This is a genomic window from Rhodococcus sp. IEGM 1409, from assembly GCF_030056735.1.
In the GTDB taxonomy this organism is placed as follows: Bacteria; Actinomycetota; Actinomycetes; order Mycobacteriales; family Mycobacteriaceae; genus Rhodococcus_F.
Map to the genome: position 1 here is coordinate 420,871 of NZ_JASHKN010000003.1, position 18,556 is coordinate 439,426.

An 18,556-nucleotide genomic window follows, 5' to 3' on the forward strand; every position below is an offset into this window, starting at 1 on the left:
CAGTTGCTTACAGGCCGAGATCAGCTTCGAACGAGGCTTCTTCCAACCGCTGCTTCACAGTGGTGAGGAATCGGCCGGCGTCAGCGCCGTCGACGAGACGGTGATCGTAGGTCAGCGGCAAGTAGATCATCGAACGAACGCCGATGGACTCGTTGCCGTTCTCGTCGGTGACGACCATCGGTCGCTTGACGATCGCACCGGTTCCGAGCATGGCCGCCTGCGGCGGTACCAGGATCGGGGTGTCGAACAGCGCACCCTGGCTGCCGATGTTGGTGATCGTGAAGGTGCCGCCCGAGAGCTCGTCCGGCTTGAGGCCACCCGAACGTGCACGCTTCGCGATGTCGGCGATGGCGCGAGCCAAGCCGGCCAGGCCGAGGTCGCCGGCGTTGTGGATGACGGGGGACAGCAGTCCCTGATCGGTGTCCACTGCGATGCCCAGGTGCTCGGCGTCGTAGTAGGTGATCTGCTTTGCAGCCTCGTCGTAGCTGGCGTTGATGTTCGGGTGCGACTTCAGAGCCTCGACAACTGCTTTGGCGAAGAACGGGAGGAACGTCAGGTTGACGCCTTCACGCTCGATGAAGCCGGCCTTGGCGCGTGCACGCAGCGCGACGATCTTGGTGACGTCCACCTCGAAGGTCTGCGTGAGCTGAGCGGTGTTCTGAAGCGACTCACGAGTCTTGGTAGCCGTGATCTGCCGGATGCGGTTGGCCTTCTGCGTGGTGCCACGCAGGTGGGCAAGTTCCGGTCGCACACCGGCGGCTGCGGTTGCCGCCGGCGCTGCGGCTGCGGGGGCAGCAGCAGGAGCGGCGGCGGGAGCCTTCTTGGCCTCCGCAGCGGCGAGCACATCCTGCTTGCGGATGCGGCCGCCGACGCCGGTGCCGGTGACGGTGGCGAGGTCGACACCGTTGTCCGTTGCGAGCTTGCGCACGAGCGGCGTGACGTACGGGCTGCTGTCGCCGGAAGCTGCGGGTGCAGCCGCCGGTGCGGGAGCTGCAACAGGCTTAGGTGCGGCAGCGGCTTTGGGAGCTTCAGCCTTGGGAGCTTCGGCCTTGGGTGCTTCAGCCTTGGGAGCGGGCGGTGCTGCGGGTGCGGCGGGGGCAGCCTTGGGTGCCGAAGCCGCGGCGGGTGCGCCGGATCCGACGACGGCCAGCTGGCCACCGATCTCGACGGTGTCGTCTTCCTGCGCATTGATCTCGAGCAGGATTCCGGCGACGGGCGACGGGATTTCGGTGTCGACCTTGTCGGTCGAGACTTCGAGCAGCGCCTCGTCGACGGCAACTTCGTCGCCGACGGCCTTGAGCCAGCGGGTGACGGTGCCTTCGGTGACGGACTCGCCGAGGGCGGGCATCGTCACAGCGGTGCCTTCCGCGGAACCGCCGGAAGCAGCGGGTGCCTCGGCTGCGGGAGCTTCCTCGGCAGGCGCCTCGGCTGCCGGTGCTTCCTCGGCGGGAGCTTCTTCTTCGGCCGGGGCGGGTGCCTCTGCCGCGGGAGCTGCGGCTTCGCCGGCTTCACCGATCTGGGCGAGCTCGCCACCGATTTCCACGGTGTCGTCTTCCTGCGCGACGATCTTGGTCAGGACGCCGGCGACGGGAGACGGAATCTCGGTGTCGACCTTGTCCGTGGAGACTTCGAGCAAGGGTTCGTCGACTTCGACCGTGTCTCCTTCCTGCTTGAGCCACCGTGTGACAGTTCCCTCGGTGACGCTCTCACCTAGGGCTGGCATCTGGACGGAGAAGGCCATGTCTTTTGACTCCTCGACAGTTGTGTTCGGGTTGTTGAATTTTGTCGACTTGTGGTCGTAATGCATTGTGCTCGAGTGGCGCGCGACGTGCGGCTACTTGTAGCTATTTTGCCGATGTCGACGCGCGGGCGCGGCGTCACCGTCGTTCATCTTTCCATTGATACGCCGGGCGTGTCCGATGAGGGGGATCCCGTCCGTTTCGGGTGTGTCGGCTACTGGTGAGTAGGTATGCGTCGGGGGTCCGGCTGTAACGGCGTAAGCGAACCAAACGGTATGTCGTGCGCAGGCACAACGGACATCGCCTGGCAAACTTGACATATCGCCGGGGTGCATCCGCGGCGTCGGTACCGAGGAGGGTACGACCGTGGGACTGTTCGATCGTTTCAAGCGTCCGCCGAGTGCGGCTCAGGCCGCAGCGCAAAGTGATGCGGATCATCTGGCGAACTGGGCGCACTCACACGAAGGCGTCGAGGCGTACGTGGAACCTCAGACGACGGTGACCGACGTGACCGTCGTCCTCGTCGCCAAGGACGGGGAGTGGACCCGTCGTCGTGTCGGCGGCGAACGCGGTGCCCGCAAATTGGGACAAGACTTGAAGATCCCGGTCTACGACGTCCGAAAAACGGGATATCCGCAGCGTATGCGTGATCATGACGAGCGTAAGCGAATCGAACGTAAGCGTGCCCGCGAGCAGGAATTGCGCGACGGCGCCTGAACTGCTGTGCGCCTGTATCAACCGCGGGGGTCAATAAAGGCGCACAGCAAGTGGTCAGCCGTTGACCGCAATGTCCTCCAGGACAGAGATCATCGTGCGAACCGGAACGCCGGTGCCGCCCTTGCCGGTGTAACCCCACGGTCCTGACGTGTTGTACGCCGGACCCGCCACGTCGATGTGCGCCCACTGGACGCCTTCGGGAACGAATTCCTTGAGGTAGTGAGCTGCGACCAGCATGCCGCCCCAGCGGTGCGGGGTGACATTGGCCATGTCGGCGACCTTGGAGTCGAGATCTCCACGCAGTTCCTCGGGCAGCGGCATGGCCCAGCCGTTCTCGCCGACGCTCTGCGAGATGGAGGCGACGCGGTCACGGAACTCGTCCGTGCCCATGACGCCGGGAGTGCGGTTGCCGAGCGCCACCATCTGCGCACCGGTCAGGGTGGCGGTGTCGATCATGTAGTCGGGGTTGTCCTCACCCGCGCGAACCATCGCGTCGGCAAGGATCAAACGGCCCTCGGCGTCGGTGTTGACGACCTCGATGGTTATTCCGCCGTACTGGGTCAACACGTCGCCGGGACGCTGCGCGGTCGCGGACGGCATGTTCTCGGCCATTGGCACGTATGCGACGACGTTGACGGGCAGGCCGAGCTTGGCGGCAAGTACGACGGTGGAGATGACGGCTGCGGCGCCGCCCATGTCCGAGGTCATGTTCTCCATGCCTGCGGCCGGCTTGATGGAGATTCCGCCGGTGTCGAAGGTGATGCCCTTACCTACCAGCGCGACCTTGCGGGCGCCCCGCTTCTTCGACGCGTATTCGAGGCGGACGAGACGCGGCTGGCGTGACGAGCCCTTGCCGACGCCGATGATTCCGCCGTAGCCACCCTTTTCGAGTGCCTTCTCGTCGAGAACCTGGACGGTGAGCCCGGCCTCGACGCCCAGTGCCTTGGCACGCGCCGCGAACTCGGCAGGGTAGAGGTGGCTCGGGGGAGTGTTGACGAACTCGCGTGCGGTGGCAACGGCCTCGGCGATGGCGGCCGACCGTGCCAGCGTTGCCTTTGTCTCCTTCGTGCGCGGCGACGGCACCAGAAGTTCGACGCGCGCGAGCGGCTGCGCATCCGGCCCGGGAGCGGTCATGGACGACTTGAATTCGGTGAAGCTGTACGCGCCCAACGCAAATCCCTCGGCGGCTGCACCGAGATCGAGGATCGAGAGCGTGGTTGCGACGGTGTCGATGCCGGACAGCGAGCGAGCTGCTGCGCCGGCAGACTTGCGGATCTGCTCACTACCGAGCTTGTCGGCGGAGCCGAGTCCGACGGCGAGGACGCTGATGACCGACAGTGCGCTCGGTGCCGGGACGCGGGTGAGCTGCTCGGGCTTGCCGGTGGCGCCGACTGCGATGAGGCTGTCGAGGATCTCGGCGAGCACGTCTTCGTCGACGATGCCTTCGCCGAGTGCGATTTCGGGGCCGTCCGGACCCGACGTCAGACCGACGACCAATATCTCTGCGCGCTTGGCGACTGTGCCGGCGAGAACGAGGTCGGGTCCCAACGATCGGGCTGTGCGAGTGCTCAAGGTGTCTCCTGTGAGGTGAGTGCGATGCGTCCGGTTCTGGCGGATGCCTGAGTCGATGTTAGGCCCTCTGCGGTTTCCGGACGGGGGATCGTCTCGGCCAGGTGAGCTCTCGCTGCGGACATGTTTCGATCGGCGAAGTCCGATAGGTTGTGGGCCATGACCGACGAACAACTGTTGCAGGGCCCGATCCACCCCGTCCATGTCGAACTCGGCGCGACGTTCGCGCCGTTCGGGGGGTGGCAGATGCCGGTTTCGTACGCGGGCGTCGTGGCCGAACACACCTCTGTGCGTGAGAATGTCGGACTCTTCGACGTCAGTCACCTCGGCAAGGCCGTCGTGCGTGGGGCGGGCGCCGCGGAATTCGTGAACTCCGCACTCACCAACGATCTGAACAAGATCGGACCGGGTAAGGCTCAGTACACGTTGTGCTGCAACGAGTCCGGTGGTGTCATCGACGATCTCATCGCGTACTACGTCAGCGACGACGAGATCTTCCTCGTCCCGAATGCGGCCAACACCGCGGACGTCGTTGCGGCTCTGGTCGCCGTCGCACCGGACGGAATCACCGTCGAGGATCAGCATCGTGGGTACGGAGTGCTGGCGGTGCAGGGCCCGAAATCGGTGGCGGTTCTGACGGCTCTGGGACTTCCCACCGAGATCGAGTACATGGCGTACGAAGATGCGCAATGGAACGGCGTGCCCGTGCGTGTGTGCCGCAGTGGTTACACCGGTGAGGTCGGATACGAACTCCTGCCGCGGTGGGAGGACAGCGAGCCGTTGTTCCGCGCGCTTCTCGAGGCAGTGCGCGCCGAGGGTGGGCAGGCCGCTGGACTCGGCGCCCGCGACACTCTTCGTACCGAGATGGGTTATCCGCTGCACGGGCATGAGCTTTCGCTCGAGATTTCCCCGCTCGAAGCACGCTGCGGATGGGCGATCGGTTGGAAGAAGCCGACATTCTGGGGCAAAGAGACCCTGACCGACGAGAAGGCTGCCGGTCCGGCCCGCAAACTCTGGGGGATCAAGGCTCTCGACCGCGGTGTGCTGCGGGCCGGCCTCGGTGTTCTGCGTGACGGCGAGGCAATCGGCGAGACCACCTCCGGGACGTTCTCACCTTCGCTCAAAGTGGGAATTGCGTTGGCGCTCCTGGATTCCGGCGCCAATATCGCGGCCGGAGACGAGATCGAAGTCGACGTCCGTGGTCGTGCTCTTCGGTGCGTCGTGGTGTCTCCTCCGTTCGTGGAGACCAACACCAAGTAGAGAGCTTTTTCACGTTCGATAGGATTGCGCCCATGACAGGTGCCGCCGATTTCGTTCGTGTTCAGAGCTCGTCCCCGAAGTCCGACGCCGAGCGCCGTGACATTTTGGCGGCGCCCGGCTTCGGGCGGCACTTCACCGACCACATGGTCTCGATCGACTACACCGCGGGCAAGGGCTGGCACGACGCCCAGGTGTTGCCGTACGGAAACATCGAGCTCGATCCGGCCGCAATGGTTTTGCACTACGGACAGGCCATTTTCGAGGGCCTCAAGGCATACCGTCAGCCGGGTGGTGAGATCAGCTCGTTCCGCGTCGACGCCAACGCCGAGCGTTTCGCATCATCTGCTCGCCGTCTGGCGATGCCGGAACTGCCGTCGCAGATGTTCATCGATTCCATCACCGAACTGATCGACGTCGATCTCGACTGGGTTCCCGCAGCCGGTGGAGAGGACGCGCTCTACCTCCGTCCGTTCATGTTCTCCACCGAAGCCGGCCTCGGAGTCCGTCCCGCCGACGAGTACCGCTACCTGCTGATCGCCTCACCCGCCGGTGCGTACTTCCCGCGTGGCGTCAAGCCGGTCAGTGTGTGGCTGTCCACCGAATACGTTCGCGCGGCCCCCGGCGGTACCGGCGCAGCCAAGTTCGCCGGCAACTACGCCGCTTCGCTGCTCGCCCAGGCACAAGCCGCCGACGAGGGTTGCGACCAGGTGGTGTGGCTCGATGCCATCGAGCGCACGTACGTCGAGGAAATGGGTGGAATGAACCTGTTCTTCGTCTTCGGTTCCGGCCCCGACGCACGCCTCGTGACGCCGTCGCTGTCGGGTTCGTTGCTGCCCGGCATCACGCGCAACTCGCTGCTCGCCCTCGCTGCCGATTCCGGCTTCTCCGTCGAAGAGCGCAAGATCAGCACCGACGAATGGCGCACCAAGTGCAAGAGCGGTGAAATCACCGAGGTCTTCGCTTGCGGCACAGCAGCAGTCATCACCCCCGTTGGGCGCGTCAAGTCCGCCGAAGGCGAGTTCACCATCGCCGACGGCGAGCCGGGTGAAGTGACGATGGCACTGCGCGACACCCTCACGGGTATCCAGCGCGGTACCTTCGCCGACACCCACGGCTGGATGACCAAGCTTCGCTGATCGTTGGTTCGTTCCGCGAGCAATCGCTCGCGGAACAATTGCAGAATCTCGTCCCGTGCGACGGTGGTGGGTGATCCGACGAAGCGCTTGCCCAAGGCCTTCGAGTACGCCGCGAATCGCTGTGTACGGCAGAACGGGTCGCCTTGAAGCGGTATGCAAGCACCGCGAGGTCTTCGGCGTCGAGCCGCGAGCGGACGGCTGCGAGTTCTTCGGGCCCACTGTCGGTTTCGCCCGGTCGATCGAGCGGCAACGACGGCTGGTCGAGGACCGGCGCAACGACTGATGGTTCGAGCATCATCGACAGCGCGAAGTTACCCGTGAAGTACATCCCGATCACGCCGACTCCGGGGCCACCGCTGTCCACGTAGGCCGAAGCGGCGAGTGAACGCAGCCAACGGACCCCTCGACTCGGTTCGTCGGCAGTGAGCGCGCGGAACTTTGCGTGACACAGGCTCTCTTGAAAACGGAGACCCCCTCGTCCACGGTGGGGACCGCGCCGTCGCGGCCGAACAGCGACGGAACAAAGACCGTGAAACCGGTGTCTTCGAGCGGATCATCTTTTGTCATGCTCCGGTTCGGCACGGTGGGCCCTCCCAATTGGTCGAAGTTTCTCCTCTGCACAGTCTTTCGGTGCGTGATCAACTACAGAAGAGGGCGGTTCGCCACGTTTTCGGGCGGGCTCGGCACTCGCGCGACTTATCCGGTGCCGCCGTTGCGGAATCGCTTTCGACAGTCAGCCGAACTGATTCCGACACGGTCGGCGAACAGTCGACGGAAGATTCCAGGATCCTGATAACCGATGTCGTTTTGCCCCTCCTGTGCGCCGATCGAATATATCCGCCTGCCGCAACGACGGGCGTGCCGGACGCTGCGATGACCGATACCTCGAATGGGTCGGTGGACGCTCCAGCGACGCGATTGGCGATCAGGAGAAAGGTCGGCGAAAACGAAGATCTCGGCCGCCAGGCAACCCTCGTACGCAAGGACTCAGACTCGCACGACGTCAGATCACAGTCCGAGAGTAAGGCCGACGGCCGTCAGCGTCACCGTGAGTTCGAGCGCGAATCCGAGAACATCTCCGTTGAGTCCGCCGAATCTACGGACGCAGTGACGCACACACAGCACACTGATCACCAGCGCCGACGCGGTCACGAGAGGGCCGAGCCACCACCGGTCGGCGGCAAAGGCAGAAACGGCGATCAGCGGAACCGACCATACGAATGCGGCCCACAGCGGTTGCGAATCGGCGACGAGTGCACCGAATCCGCTCGGGCTCGACGCGAGAATGCCTCGGCGGCAGGCAAAAACGACGGCGACTCGACCCGCAGCGACAGATACGAGTACTGCGATCCACTGTGTAGGGGAGTCGGCAACAGCAAGGACGCCGAAGGAGACCGATTGCAGCCCAAGGAAGATGAACAGTGCGGCGACCCCGAAGGGTCCGGCGCCGCCGCTGTGCATGACCTCGCGGGCGCGCTCCGGTGGACCGTAACAACCCAGTCCGTCGACGGAGTCTGCCAATCCGTCCACGTGCATCCCGCGGGTGCCGAGAGCGAGTGCGCCGACCGTCAGTAAGCCCGCGAGATAGGGATTCAGGCCGATGCTGGTTGTGCCCCAGAGCAGAAACGTCGCGGCAATCCCGAGAGCGATTCCGGTCAGCGGAGCGGCGGTGATGGCGCGACGCCCGGCAGCGCGATCAATGTCGGAGGGGCCACGAACCGGGAGGACCGTCAGCCACGAGAAGGCCAGTGGCACACCGGACAGCGGGCCCGCCACGCTCACTCCGCCGTATCGGTCTTGGTCAGGTCGATCGACTCGGGTTCCTCAGCGGGCGCGCTGCCCCGAGTGCTGACACCGGCCTCGGAGAATGTCGCCATCTTGCTCAGGATTGCCACTGCGCCCTGAAGAATCGGGAGCGCTGTGACTGCGCCTGAACCTTCGCCGAGTCGCATGTCGAACTCGACGATCGGTTCGAGACCCATTCGGGTCAATGCGATGGTGTGGGCGGGTTCGGTGGAGCGGTGTCCGGCGACCCACCATTCACGTGCGCCGAAAGCCAGTTCGTCGGCAACCATGGCGGCTGCGGTGACCACTACGCCGTCGAGGATCACCGGCGTACGACGCGAAGCTGCCTGGGCCAGAAAGCCGGCCATCGCTGCGAGGTCGGCACCCGAAGACGTGCGCAGCAGTGCGACTGTGTCGCGAACGTGCGGACGAGCGCGTCGGAGAGCATCTCGAATCGCTGCGGTCTTGCGGATCCACCCGGCGTCGTCGATGCCGGTACCTCGACCCACGACCGCGACAGGTTCGCTGTCCGTCAGGGCGGCGATGAGCACGGTAGCGGGTGTGGTGTTGCCGATGCCCATGTCGCCGGCGATGAGAAGGTCTGCGCCCCCGTCGATTTCCTCGTCCGCGATCGCTCGGCCGGCGGCGATGGCCTGGAGGGTTTCCTCGTTCGACATGGCGTCTTCGCGGTCGATGGACCCAGAAGACCTGCGCACCTTGTGGTTCGCGACGGACGGATCGGTATCGCCGTCCACCGCGATGTCGACGACGCGAACAGTGGCGCCGGCAACCTCGGAGAGGACGTTGACTGCCGCGCCGCCCCCGAGGAAGTTGGCGACCATCTGTGCGGTCACTTCTGGGGGATAGGCGGAGACACCGTTGCGGGCGATTCCGTGATCACCGGCGAAGACGACGACGCGAGGTCGAGCGAAAGCATGTGGGGGACAAACTCCTTGGCACGCCGATGCCCAACCGGCGAGAGCCTCCAGTCGACCCAGTGAACCGGCCGGCTTGGTCAGATCACGCTGGCGTGCGTCGGCCTGCGCGCGCACTTCCCGGTCGGGCGGGGTGACGGGTTCGAAGTCGGCGCTACTGACAGGCGTGACGTCAGGGTTGGATTCTGGGTTGGCAACTGGATTCGCCCCTGGATTGGCCCCTGAATTGGCGTCGGTACTCACATCGTGCCTTCCGGTTGTGCAGCAGTATCTTTCAAGACGAGCGGTATCCCTGCAACGACTAGTACGACACGATCGCACACCGCGGCGATACGAGCGTTGAGAGTGCCGATCTCGTCGCGGAACAATCGTCCTGACCGGGTCTCGGGAATCACGGCCAAACCCACTTCTGGGCTGACCAGCACCAGGGATCCGCGGTAATTCTCGACGCCGGCGACCAGGCTGTCCGCAGCGGACGTGATGGTGCCGCGCGGTGCGTCCCAGGCGCCCTGACGGTCCAGTTCGGTGGTCAGCCACGTTCCCAGGTCGTCGACCAACGTCGCTGTGTGTGAATCTCTTTCGAGCTGCGCCGTGAGGTCGCCCGCATCCGCGGTCTCGACCGTCGACCAGTGGGAGGGCCGTCTGCTGCGGTGCTGATCGATCCGGCTTTCCCAGTCGGCGTCGGAGTTATCGCGCTTGGCTGTTGCCAGGTACCGGATCGGTGCCGAACTTTCGGGTAAGCGGCCTGCACAAACCAAATCCTCGGCGTGCGCGGACTTACCAGACCGCGCGCCGCCGAGGACCAAAGTTCTGTACGTGTTCGTCACGCTCAGATTGCGTCGCCCGGCCCCACACGAGGCTTCGGTGCACGCAGCTTACGGATCTGCGACGCCCGAACGAACGCGTACCAGCCGAGCTTGAATCCGCCGTCGGTGCTGTCGGGGAAGCGCTCGGCGACGCGGTTGTTGATCATGCGTCCGAGCCAGATGCCTTCACCGACCATGAAGAGCATCATCACGAGCATTACCAGCGTGACGATCTGCTGGAGTGCGGGCGTGACGAACATCGTCATGATGAGGATCAATGCGAGCGGCATGAACAGCCCGACGAGGTTGCGGCGAGCGTCGATGAAGTCACGGACGTAGGCGCGAACCGGGCCCTTGTCGCGGGGGAGCAGGTACTTGTCTTCGCCGGCGAGCATACGGGCGCGGCGATCTGCCGACGATGCGCGACGCTCAGCGGCGTCGGCCTTGCGGTCCTCCTTGGAACCCCGGGTCGCCTTGCGGCGGGCGCGGGCTTCCTTCGCGGTCAGCGGTGCAGGCGCAACCGGGCCACGCCTCTTCGCCTCGGCGTCGCGACGCTTGGGTGTTGGGCGGCCTTTGCCCACCTGCTCGATGGGCGCCTCTTCGGAGGCCGAGGATGCCTCAGTGCCCTCGACGTCACGTTTGTCGGAGTTGTCTGAGTCACCGCGGCGTAGCAATTTCACACCTCCAGGCTATTGGATAAGTGCACGGTCTGGGAAACCGACCTCGGTCTTTCTGAAAAACCCAATCGCCCGAGGCACTGAAACGCGCGAGATCGTGAAACATCGGGGTCATTCGAGACTCTTAGACTTCGGCCATGCGGGTAATAGTTGCTCCAGATTCGTTTGGTGAGACGTTGACTGCCGTCGAGGCGGCCGAGTCCATTTCTGCCGGTTGGCGACGTGGCCGACCCGAAGACGACGTCGTCACCGCGCCACAATCCGACGGTGGGCCGGGTTTCGTCGACGTCTTGGCCACGGCTGGGGGCGACCTCCGGACCGCGCGGGTGCCTGGGCCACTGACCGCGGGCGTCGACGCCGCGTGGCTGTTGGATTCGGGCACGGCGTACATCGAGTCGGCCGAGGCAGTCGGGCTCGGCCTGCTCGAAGGTCCGCCGACGCGTGAGAGCGCACTCGCCGCGCACAGTCGCGGCGTCGGAGAACTGATCGCGGCTGCGCTCGAGGCCGGCGTGAAGACGATCGTTGTCGGACTTGGTGGGAGTTGCTGCACAGACGGGGGACGTGGACTGGTGGAGGCACTGGGCGGCCTGGAGGCTGCAACGGCGGCTATGACGGAGATCGAGTTGGTCGCAGCCACCGACGTCGAGCACGTCCTACTCGGCGAACACGGCGCAGCAGCGGTGTTCGGCCCGCAAAAAGGTGCCGACGCCGAGGCCGTCGCCGTCCTCGAAGAGAGAAATGCGATGTGGGCAGAACAGTTGGAATCCGTCACCGGAAAGGGAGTGTCGGATCTTCCGGGTGCCGGCGCCGCAGGTGGTATCGGTGCTGCGCTGTTCGCGCTCGGTGCGCAGCGGCGATCCGGGGCCGACGTCGTCGCCGATCGCACCGGGCAGGCGGCGCTATTGGCGTCTGCCGACCTGGTGATCACCGGCGAAGGCAAGTTCGACCACCAATCTCTGCGAGGCAAACTCGTCACAGCGCTCGCTTCGGCCGGGGCAGCGCACGGCGTTCCGACGCTCGTCTTTGCCGGCCAGGTGACGCTCGACGAGACGGACTATGCGTCGACCTCGATCGTCGCGGCGAAATCGGTGACAGAGTTCGCGGGTTCAGTAGAACGTGCCATGGAGGAAGCGTCGGCGTGTCTGCAGGGACTCGCCGAACGCACGGCGCGCGAGTGGAACATCTGGCGCGGTCAACAGAGCACAGGATCCGCCAGCGTCGACGCGCCGTTGCCGTGACGGGAAGACCGGATAGGATGAAGACGAATCGCACCCGGTAAGGACTGGCGGGAATAAGTCGGCAGCGGCGTACCGTTGAAGCGTTCACGGGTTGGTACGAACATTAGGGAGAGCCCATGACTGTGCAGAACGAGACCGCCACCCACGGCGTCAAGATGACCGAGGCCGCATCCTCCAAGGCGAAGGCACTCTTCGATCAGGAGGGTCGCGACGACCTCGCGCTGCGTATCGCAGTGCAGCCCGGCGGCTGTGCCGGACTGAAGTACCAGCTGTTCTTCGACGACCGCACGCTCGACGGTGACCTCACCGTCGACTTCAACGGCGTCAACCTGGTTGTCGACCGGATGAGCGCGCCGTACGTCGAAGGTGCGTCCATCGACTTCCTCGACACCATCGAGCAGCAGGGCTTCTCGATCGACAACCCCAACGCAACAGGCTCCTGCGCCTGCGGTGACTCGTTCAACTGAGTCTGTCGATCACAACTCAATTCGCAAACAACTGACGCGGAACCGACATTCGGTTTCGCGTCAGTTGTTTGTGGTGACTCGTACTCGGACGGTTCCGATCTGCCGGCTCGGGTGCCAAAGGCGGCGCTACGGGCAGTAACGTGAACTTTTGATCCTCTTTCATTCTTGTACTCACTTCGCTGAAAGGCCACGATCCGTGACTATTGCGGTAACCGGTTCCATTGCCACCGACCACTTGATGCGCTTTCCCGGCCGCTTCGCCGATCAGCTCCTCGCCGATCAGCTCGCCCACATTTCGCTGAGTTTCTTGGTGGACGACCTCGTGATCCGCCGCGGCGGCGTCGGCGGCAACATCGCCTACGCGATGGGCGTGCTCGGTGGATCGCCGCTGCTCGTCGGCGCTGTCGGCGCGGACTTCGCCGAATACCGCACATGGCTCGAGGACAATGGCGTCGATTGCAGCGCGGTCCGCATCTCGGACAAGGCACACACCGCGCGTTTCGTGTGCACCACCGACGAGGACATGGCGCAGATCGCGTCGTTCTACCCCGGCGCGATGAGCGAGGCCCGCGAGATCGAACTCGTAGCAGTGGCCAAGACCGCGGGTGCGCTTGATCTTGTACTGATCGGCGCAAACGACCCCGAAGCAATGGTTCGCCATACCGACGAATGCCGCCTGCTGGGAATCCCGTTCGCAGCCGATCCGTCGCAGCAGCTTGCTCGCCTGTCCGGTGACGAGGCCAAGGCACTCATCCACGGTGCGAAGTACTTGTTCACCAACGAGTACGAGTGGGGCCTGCTTCAGCAGAAGACGGGTCTGAGTGAGGAAGAGATCCGCGCACAGGTCGGCATCCGCGTCACCACACTCGGCTCCAAGGGCGTGGAAATTGTTGATGCCGAAGGTAACTGGGTGCACGTCGATGTTGTGCCCGAGACCGGAAAGGTTGATCCGACGGGTGTTGGCGACGGCTTCCGTGCCGGCTTCCTGCTCGCACACGGCGCTGGTTTGAGCTTCGAGCGTGCTGCACAGCTGGGATCTCTCGTTGCTGTGCTGATTCTCGAGACCGTCGGAACCCAGGAGTGGGTGTTCAATCGCGACGAGGCGCTCAAGCGTCTCACCGAGGCGTACGGCAGCGCGGCAGCAGACGAGATCACGACGATCCTGCCGAAGTAGGGGCTCCGCCCCGTGAGTGGTTCAGGAGTCCGGAGACTCCCTAACCACTCACGGGCCGAAGCCTAGATATTGACCGGGTACACCGGTTCCTGGATCTGCGGCACGATGCGCTTCTCCACGAAGATTCCGTGCCAGACCATGAAGGTCAGGACGGTCCACAGGCGTCGGCTGTGGTCCGAAACGCCCTCGCGGTGATCGTTGAGCATCTTCACGACGGCCTGCTTGTCGAAGATGTGGTCGGTTCCCGACTCTTCGATCTGCAGATGTGCCCAGTCGAAGAGTTCGGTGCCGCGTAGCCAGTGGCGCAGGGGCACCGGGAATCCGAGCTTGGCGCGGTGCAGAACATGGTGCGGCACAATGCCTTCCAAGGCCTGACGCAACGCATACTTGGTGGTGTGCTCGGACAATCCCCGTCGCTTCGCTCGCCCCAACGTGATCTTCTGATCGAGCGGTACGCGTGACGCGACGTCGAAGACCTCGGGATCGAGGAACGGCACACGCAGTTCCAGTGAGTTTGCCATCGTCATCTTGTCGGCCTTGACGAGGATGTCGCCACGCAGCCACGTGAAGAGGTCGAGATGTTGCATCCGGGCAACCGGATCCCAGTCCCGAGACTGCGCGTAGATCGGCGCGGTGACGTCCTGGTGAGTCCACTCGGGTCGGAAGTCGCGTAAGACGGCGCGAAGCTGAGCGTCGTTGAAGCTACGAGCGTTGCCGTAGTAGCGCTCCTCGAGCGTCAACGATCCGCGGTTGAGCAGACTCTTGCCGCGGGTGCCGTCGGGGATGCGCTCGGACAACTTGCCCGCGGCCCGACGCAATCCCTTGGGGAGGTACTCGAAAGGCTTGAGCGACAACGGCTCACGATAGATCGTGTAGCCGCCGAACAGCTCGTCCGCGCCCTCGCCGGACAGCACCACCTTGACGTGCTTGCGAGCTTCCTTCGCGATGAACCACAGCGGAATCAGTGCCGGGTCGGCCACCGGGTCGTCGAGGTACCAGACGATCTCGGGAATGGCAGCCGCGAACTCGGCGGGGGAGACCACCTTGACGACGTGCTTCGCGCCGATCGCCGCGGCGGATTCGGCAGCAACGTCGACCTCGGAATAGCCCTCACGTTCGAAACCGGTCGTGAAGGTGATCAGGTTGGGGTTGTGACGCATCGCCAGCGCCGCGATCGCAGTGGAGTCGATACCGCCGGACAGGAACGAACCGACGGTGACGTCGGCGCGCATGTGCTTGGCAACCGAATCCTCGAGGGCCTCGGCGATTTCCTGGTAGCGCGCCTTCTCGGTGCCCGGCGCAAAAGGCTTGGCCGGGAACTTCGGCGTGAAGTACCGCGTGAACGTGGGCTCCTCGCCCGGACGCACACGAGCGAAGCTGCCTGATTCCAGGCGTCGGATCTGCTTGTGCAGTGTTTCCGGCTCCGGTACGTACTGCAGAACGGTGTAGTGCTCGATGGCGCGCGGATCCAGCTCGGTACCGATGCCGATCAGATCGGTGAGTTCGAGCAGGCTCTTCTTCTCGCTGCCGAACGCGGTGCCGCCGGCGCCGGTCGCGATGAACAGCGGCTTGATACCGAACGGATCGCGCGCGATGAACAGCTCGCGTGTGTCGGTGTCCCAGATCGCGAACGCGAACATTCCGCGCAGGCGCCGGACCGCATCTTCACCCCAGTAGTGGAATGCAGCGACAATGGCCTCCGAGTCGCCCTCGGTGAAGAATTTCGCGTCGTGGTCCTTGACCAGTTCGGCGCGGATCTCCAGATAGTTGTAGATCTCGCCGTTGAACGTGAGCGCATAACGCTCCGGATTCTCCGGCGGGCCCCAACGCAACGGCTGGTGGGAATGAGCGATGTCGATGATCGCCAGGCGGTTGAACCCGAAGACGAGGTGGTCGTCGTTCCACGTCCCGTGTTCGTCCGGCCCGCGGTGACGAAGGCAATGCATCGCCTGGTCGACCCGCGAGACGGCGTCCTCGCTGGTTCCGCCAGATGTCAGTAGCCCGAGCAGTCCACACACAGCGTCCGGTTCCTCGATTCAGAATTTTTTGTACAGAAGGCTCCCGGACACGAGTGTCGGGGAGAGGTCAACGAACTCTTGTCGAAAGTATGCCGCAGATCGACTTCCCTGCCGATCACGGCGGAACGAATCGACGTGATGTGCGTCGCCCAAACGACCTGAGCCGTTCCTGAGCAGCACCTGAGAGAGATGTGTGACGTCCGCCGCGACACGGGCGAGGACCCGAGGATGGATAGCGCCCGGCTTTGGTCTACGCTGCGTAGTAATTGGGCCTTCCCTCCGGGCATGCCCTAGTTGAATTTTGTGGCGATCAGGAAGGCGTGAACGTGGCGCAAGGTCGGATCCTTCGGCGAGCGGGGCTGGCAGTATCTCTGGGCATTGCTGCCTTGCTGCTGTCGGGTTGCTCCATCGACAACGAAGTGCTTCGTTTCGGGTGGCCTTCGGGCATCACCCCGGAGGCGACGCGCATGCGTGAGCTGTGGACGTGGTCGGTTGTAGCCGCCCTCGTCATGGGTGTGCTGGTGTGGGGGTTGGTCTTCTGGGCCGTCATCTTCCACCGTAAGAAGAAGGACTCGCCGGAATTCCCGCGTCAGACGGCATACAATGTGCCGCTCGAACTCGGTTACACGGCAGTTCCCTTCGTCATCATCGCGGTTCTCTTCTACTTCACCGTCATCGTTCAGAACCATGTTCTGGACAAGACGGACAACCCTGACGTCGTCGTAGACGTCACGGCCTTCCAGTGGAACTGGAAGTTCGGCTACCGCTCCATCGAGTTCGGTGACGGCTCCGCCAAGTACAACGGAATCGACGTCGAGGCCGAAGAGGCTGCCAAGACCGAGGGCTCCACTGTCAACGATCACGGCGAAGAAGTTCCCGGCCCGATCCACGGCAACAGCACCGAGGACCTGAGCTACCTGCACTACGACAAGATCGAGACCGTCGGCTCCAGCCAGGAGATCCCGGTCCTCGTTCTGCCCACCGGCAAGCGAATCCAGTTCGAACTCGCTTCCTCGGACGTCATCCACGCATTCTGGGTGCCCGAGTTCCTGTTCAAGCGTGACGTTCTCCCGAACCCCAAGGAGAACCACTCGGACAACATCTTCCAGATCAGTGAGATCGAGAAGGAAGGCGCGTTCGTCGGGCGTTGTGCAGAAATGTGTGGCACGTTCCACGCGATGATGAACTTCGAGGTTCGTGCGGTTTCGCCGGAGGACTTCGCCAAGTACATCGAACTGCGTAAGGGTGACGCGGAGGGCAAGGGTGGTCTGACGACCGCTGAGGCTCTGCAGGCAATCGGTCAGTCGCCGGTGGCTACGTCGACCACGCCGTTCAACACCGACCGCGAGTACCGTCAGGCAACCGTCGCCACTGCAGGCAACTGAGCCGGCCAGCCTCTTCACTGAACAAGGACAAGTGCTGATATGAAGATCGAAGCCAAGCTCTTCGAGATCCTGACGATGTTCTTCATTCTCGTCGCGATCATCTACGGAGTGTTCACCGCTCTGTCACGCACAGGTATCGAGTGGGCCGGACTGACGGCCATCGTCCTGTCTGCAGGTCTGACGCTCATCGTGGGTACCTACTTCCGCTTCGTTGCTCGTCGTCTGGACACTCGTCCCGAGGACTACGACGACGCTGAAATCTCGGACGGTGCAGGAGAACTGGGCTTCTTCAGCCCGGGTAGCTTCTGGCCGATCCTGCTGGCCGCCGCTGCTGCACTCGCGGCAGTGTCGCTGGCGTACTTCCAGCCGTGGCTCATTGCAGTCGCAGTTGTCTGTGTGCTGGCCGCAGCCGCAGGTCTGGTGTTCGAGTACTACACCGGACCCGAGAAGCACTAGCTTCACCTGCACTCGAACAGAGGCGCCGAATCCACCCGGGTTCGGCGCCTCTGTTTTCGTTTTTCGATTATGCAGGCTGTCGTTGATGCAGGGTTGTCGGTGATACAGGTGTAGGACGAGCGTGTCGACTGTCAAACACCCTCGGTCAATCGTGGAGCAGGTATTCGAGGTCGTAGCGGTGCAGACCGTCCACGACCTCGAGCTCGAGAGTGCCCGAGATACCCTTCAATTCGCCGGTTCCGGACCCCGGCACGATCTCGTACAGGAGCTTCTGCGTTCCGTCGATCATCTGACCGAACTGCTGCAGGGCGAACGACCCCACCGCTTCGTCGACTTGCCCGGTGACAACCTCCAACGCGACGTAGCCGGCTTCACCGTTTGTCGGGTCGCCCGCGGACAGCATGAGGCCGGACGACGTACCTTCGATGCCGCCGATGAATGTCTTGTCGAACTCGAAGCGGCCGACGCGTCCGGCGAGCTCAGGATCGGCAGGGCGGAGATCGATCTCGAAGGTGCCGCGCGCATGGGATGTCATGGTCCGAGTATCTCACCAGGCGGCAACGCCTCGTGGGGACTCTCGAGAACGTGCAACACTCGGCCTATGATCCTCGAACATGCCGTCCTGCAGGTCGATCCGGCGCAGTCAGCGCAATTCGAGTCCGCGTTCGACGTGGCCCGCGCCATCATCTCCGAGGTTCCCGGATTCATCAGGCTGCGGCTCTCGCACTGCCTGGAAGCGCCGGAGCGGTACCTTCTGCTCGTCGAGTGGGAAGACTTGGAGTCACACACCATCGGGTTCCGTCAGTCCGCGGGATACGAGAAGTGGCGAGAACTTCTCCATCACTTCTACGAGCCGTTCCCGACGGTCGAGCACTATTCGTCTGTCTTCGAGGTCTGAGATTGGGCGTACTGCCCTTCACGCCGGCCACATACGGCGAACTGGGGGAGTGGTAACACACTTGGTGGTTCTCCACACTGAATCCCTCAGAGAACGAGTGGGGCCCCCAACCGCAAAACCGTTCGGGGCCCCACAGGTCAGCTGTCGTTCTTATTGGAGCGCTACACACGAACCCTCGGACTTTCCAATTGTTCGGTTGTGCGGTCGTGGATGGCCCATTTCGCGATCTGCCGAGTCGGGATGAAGGCGAACGCTTTGCCGACTCGCTCGTACGCCCGCTCGGTGATGTGCTGCTC

The 18,556-nt window shown here is 63.8% G+C and carries 17 protein-coding genes; 9 read left to right on the forward strand and 8 right to left on the reverse strand.

Going from position 1 to position 18,556, the window contains the following annotated elements:
* Window positions 1–7 precede the first annotated feature (7 nt).
* Window positions 8–1,741: a 2-oxoglutarate dehydrogenase, E2 component, dihydrolipoamide succinyltransferase gene (gene sucB / locus QM716_RS12035; protein ID WP_283304347.1), complete on the reverse strand. Its 1,734-nt coding sequence runs from the start codon at window positions 1,739–1,741 to the stop codon at window positions 8–10.
* A gap of 364 nt (window positions 1,742–2,105) precedes the next feature.
* Here sucB and QM716_RS12040 point away from each other — a divergent pair, with 364 nt between their 5' ends.
* Window positions 2,106–2,456: an oxidoreductase gene (locus tag QM716_RS12040; protein WP_283304348.1), complete on the forward strand. Its 351-nt coding sequence runs from the start codon at window positions 2,106–2,108 to the stop codon at window positions 2,454–2,456.
* Between the two features lie 54 nt (window positions 2,457–2,510).
* Here the strand turns inward: QM716_RS12040 and QM716_RS12045 are convergent, their stop codons facing one another.
* On the reverse strand, window positions 2,511–4,028 hold the full coding sequence (locus tag QM716_RS12045; protein ID WP_283304349.1) for a leucyl aminopeptidase: 1,518 nt from the start codon (window positions 4,026–4,028) through the stop codon (window positions 2,511–2,513).
* A 156-nt stretch (window positions 4,029–4,184) separates the two neighbouring features.
* On the opposite strand from QM716_RS12045, the gene gcvT reads away from it, so the two are divergent.
* A complete protein-coding gene (gcvT, locus tag QM716_RS12050) occupies window positions 4,185–5,285 on the forward strand; it encodes a glycine cleavage system aminomethyltransferase GcvT (protein WP_283304350.1) in 1,101 nt (366 codons plus the stop codon).
* A gap of 32 nt (window positions 5,286–5,317) precedes the next feature.
* A complete protein-coding gene (locus QM716_RS12055) occupies window positions 5,318–6,421 on the forward strand; it encodes a branched-chain amino acid aminotransferase (protein ID WP_283304351.1) in 1,104 nt (367 codons plus the stop codon).
* A gap of 1,008 nt (window positions 6,422–7,429) precedes the next feature.
* On the opposite strand, the gene QM716_RS12060 is transcribed toward QM716_RS12055, so the two are convergent.
* The 4 genes from QM716_RS12060 to QM716_RS12075 form a co-directional block, all read right to left on the reverse strand.
* Window positions 7,430–8,197, reverse strand: coding sequence for an adenosylcobinamide-GDP ribazoletransferase (locus QM716_RS12060; protein WP_283304352.1), 768 nt, complete (start codon window positions 8,195–8,197; stop codon window positions 7,430–7,432).
* A gap of 2 nt (window positions 8,198–8,199) precedes the next feature.
* A complete protein-coding gene (gene cobT, locus QM716_RS12065; protein ID WP_283304470.1) occupies window positions 8,200–9,258 on the reverse strand; it encodes a nicotinate-nucleotide--dimethylbenzimidazole phosphoribosyltransferase in 1,059 nt (352 codons plus the stop codon).
* 122 nt (window positions 9,259–9,380) lie between these two features.
* Window positions 9,381–9,968: a bifunctional adenosylcobinamide kinase/adenosylcobinamide-phosphate guanylyltransferase gene (cobU, locus tag QM716_RS12070; RefSeq protein WP_283304353.1), complete on the reverse strand. Its 588-nt coding sequence runs from the start codon at window positions 9,966–9,968 to the stop codon at window positions 9,381–9,383.
* A gap of 2 nt (window positions 9,969–9,970) precedes the next feature.
* Window positions 9,971–10,627 carry a DUF3043 domain-containing protein gene (locus tag QM716_RS12075; protein ID WP_283304354.1) on the reverse strand — a complete coding sequence of 219 codons (657 nt, stop codon included), beginning with the start codon at window positions 10,625–10,627 and terminating at the stop codon, window positions 9,971–9,973.
* Between the two features lie 134 nt (window positions 10,628–10,761).
* On the opposite strand from QM716_RS12075, the gene QM716_RS12080 reads away from it, so the two are divergent.
* The 3 genes from QM716_RS12080 to QM716_RS12090 all read left to right on the forward strand — a co-directional run bounded on the left by QM716_RS12080 (window position 10,762) and on the right by QM716_RS12090 (window position 13,503).
* Window positions 10,762–11,862 (forward strand): glycerate kinase family protein, encoded by a 1,101-nt coding sequence (locus QM716_RS12080; protein ID WP_283304355.1) that lies wholly within the window; start codon window positions 10,762–10,764, stop codon window positions 11,860–11,862.
* Window positions 11,863–11,978: 116 nt separating this feature from the next.
* A complete protein-coding gene (locus QM716_RS12085) occupies window positions 11,979–12,329 on the forward strand; it encodes a HesB/IscA family protein (RefSeq protein WP_283304356.1) in 351 nt (116 codons plus the stop codon).
* Window positions 12,330–12,525: 196 nt separating this feature from the next.
* Complete coding sequence (locus QM716_RS12090) at window positions 12,526–13,503, forward strand: carbohydrate kinase family protein (RefSeq protein WP_283304357.1); 978 nt, start codon at window positions 12,526–12,528, stop codon at window positions 13,501–13,503.
* Between the two features lie 62 nt (window positions 13,504–13,565).
* On the opposite strand, the gene asnB is transcribed toward QM716_RS12090, so the two are convergent.
* On the reverse strand, window positions 13,566–15,521 hold the full coding sequence (gene asnB, locus QM716_RS12095; protein ID WP_283304358.1) for an asparagine synthase (glutamine-hydrolyzing): 1,956 nt from the start codon (window positions 15,519–15,521) through the stop codon (window positions 13,566–13,568).
* Between the two features lie 320 nt (window positions 15,522–15,841).
* Here asnB and ctaC point away from each other — a divergent pair, with 320 nt between their 5' ends.
* Both ctaC and QM716_RS12105 read left to right on the forward strand, forming a co-directional pair.
* Window positions 15,842–16,906, forward strand: a complete 1,065-nt coding sequence (gene ctaC, locus QM716_RS12100; protein ID WP_283304359.1) for an aa3-type cytochrome oxidase subunit II — start codon at window positions 15,842–15,844, stop codon at window positions 16,904–16,906.
* A 39-nt stretch (window positions 16,907–16,945) separates the two neighbouring features.
* Entirely contained in the window at window positions 16,946–17,362 is a 417-nt protein-coding gene (locus QM716_RS12105; protein WP_003941723.1) for a cytochrome c oxidase subunit 4, read from the forward strand.
* Window positions 17,363–17,507: 145 nt separating this feature from the next.
* Here the strand turns inward: QM716_RS12105 and QM716_RS12110 are convergent, their stop codons facing one another.
* Window positions 17,508–17,897, reverse strand: a complete 390-nt coding sequence (locus tag QM716_RS12110; protein ID WP_283304360.1) for a DUF3224 domain-containing protein — start codon at window positions 17,895–17,897, stop codon at window positions 17,508–17,510.
* 66 nt (window positions 17,898–17,963) lie between these two features.
* On the opposite strand from QM716_RS12110, the gene QM716_RS12115 reads away from it, so the two are divergent.
* Entirely contained in the window at window positions 17,964–18,260 is a 297-nt protein-coding gene (locus tag QM716_RS12115; RefSeq protein ID WP_283304361.1) for an antibiotic biosynthesis monooxygenase family protein, read from the forward strand.
* The last annotated feature ends 296 nt before the right edge of the window (window positions 18,261–18,556 follow it).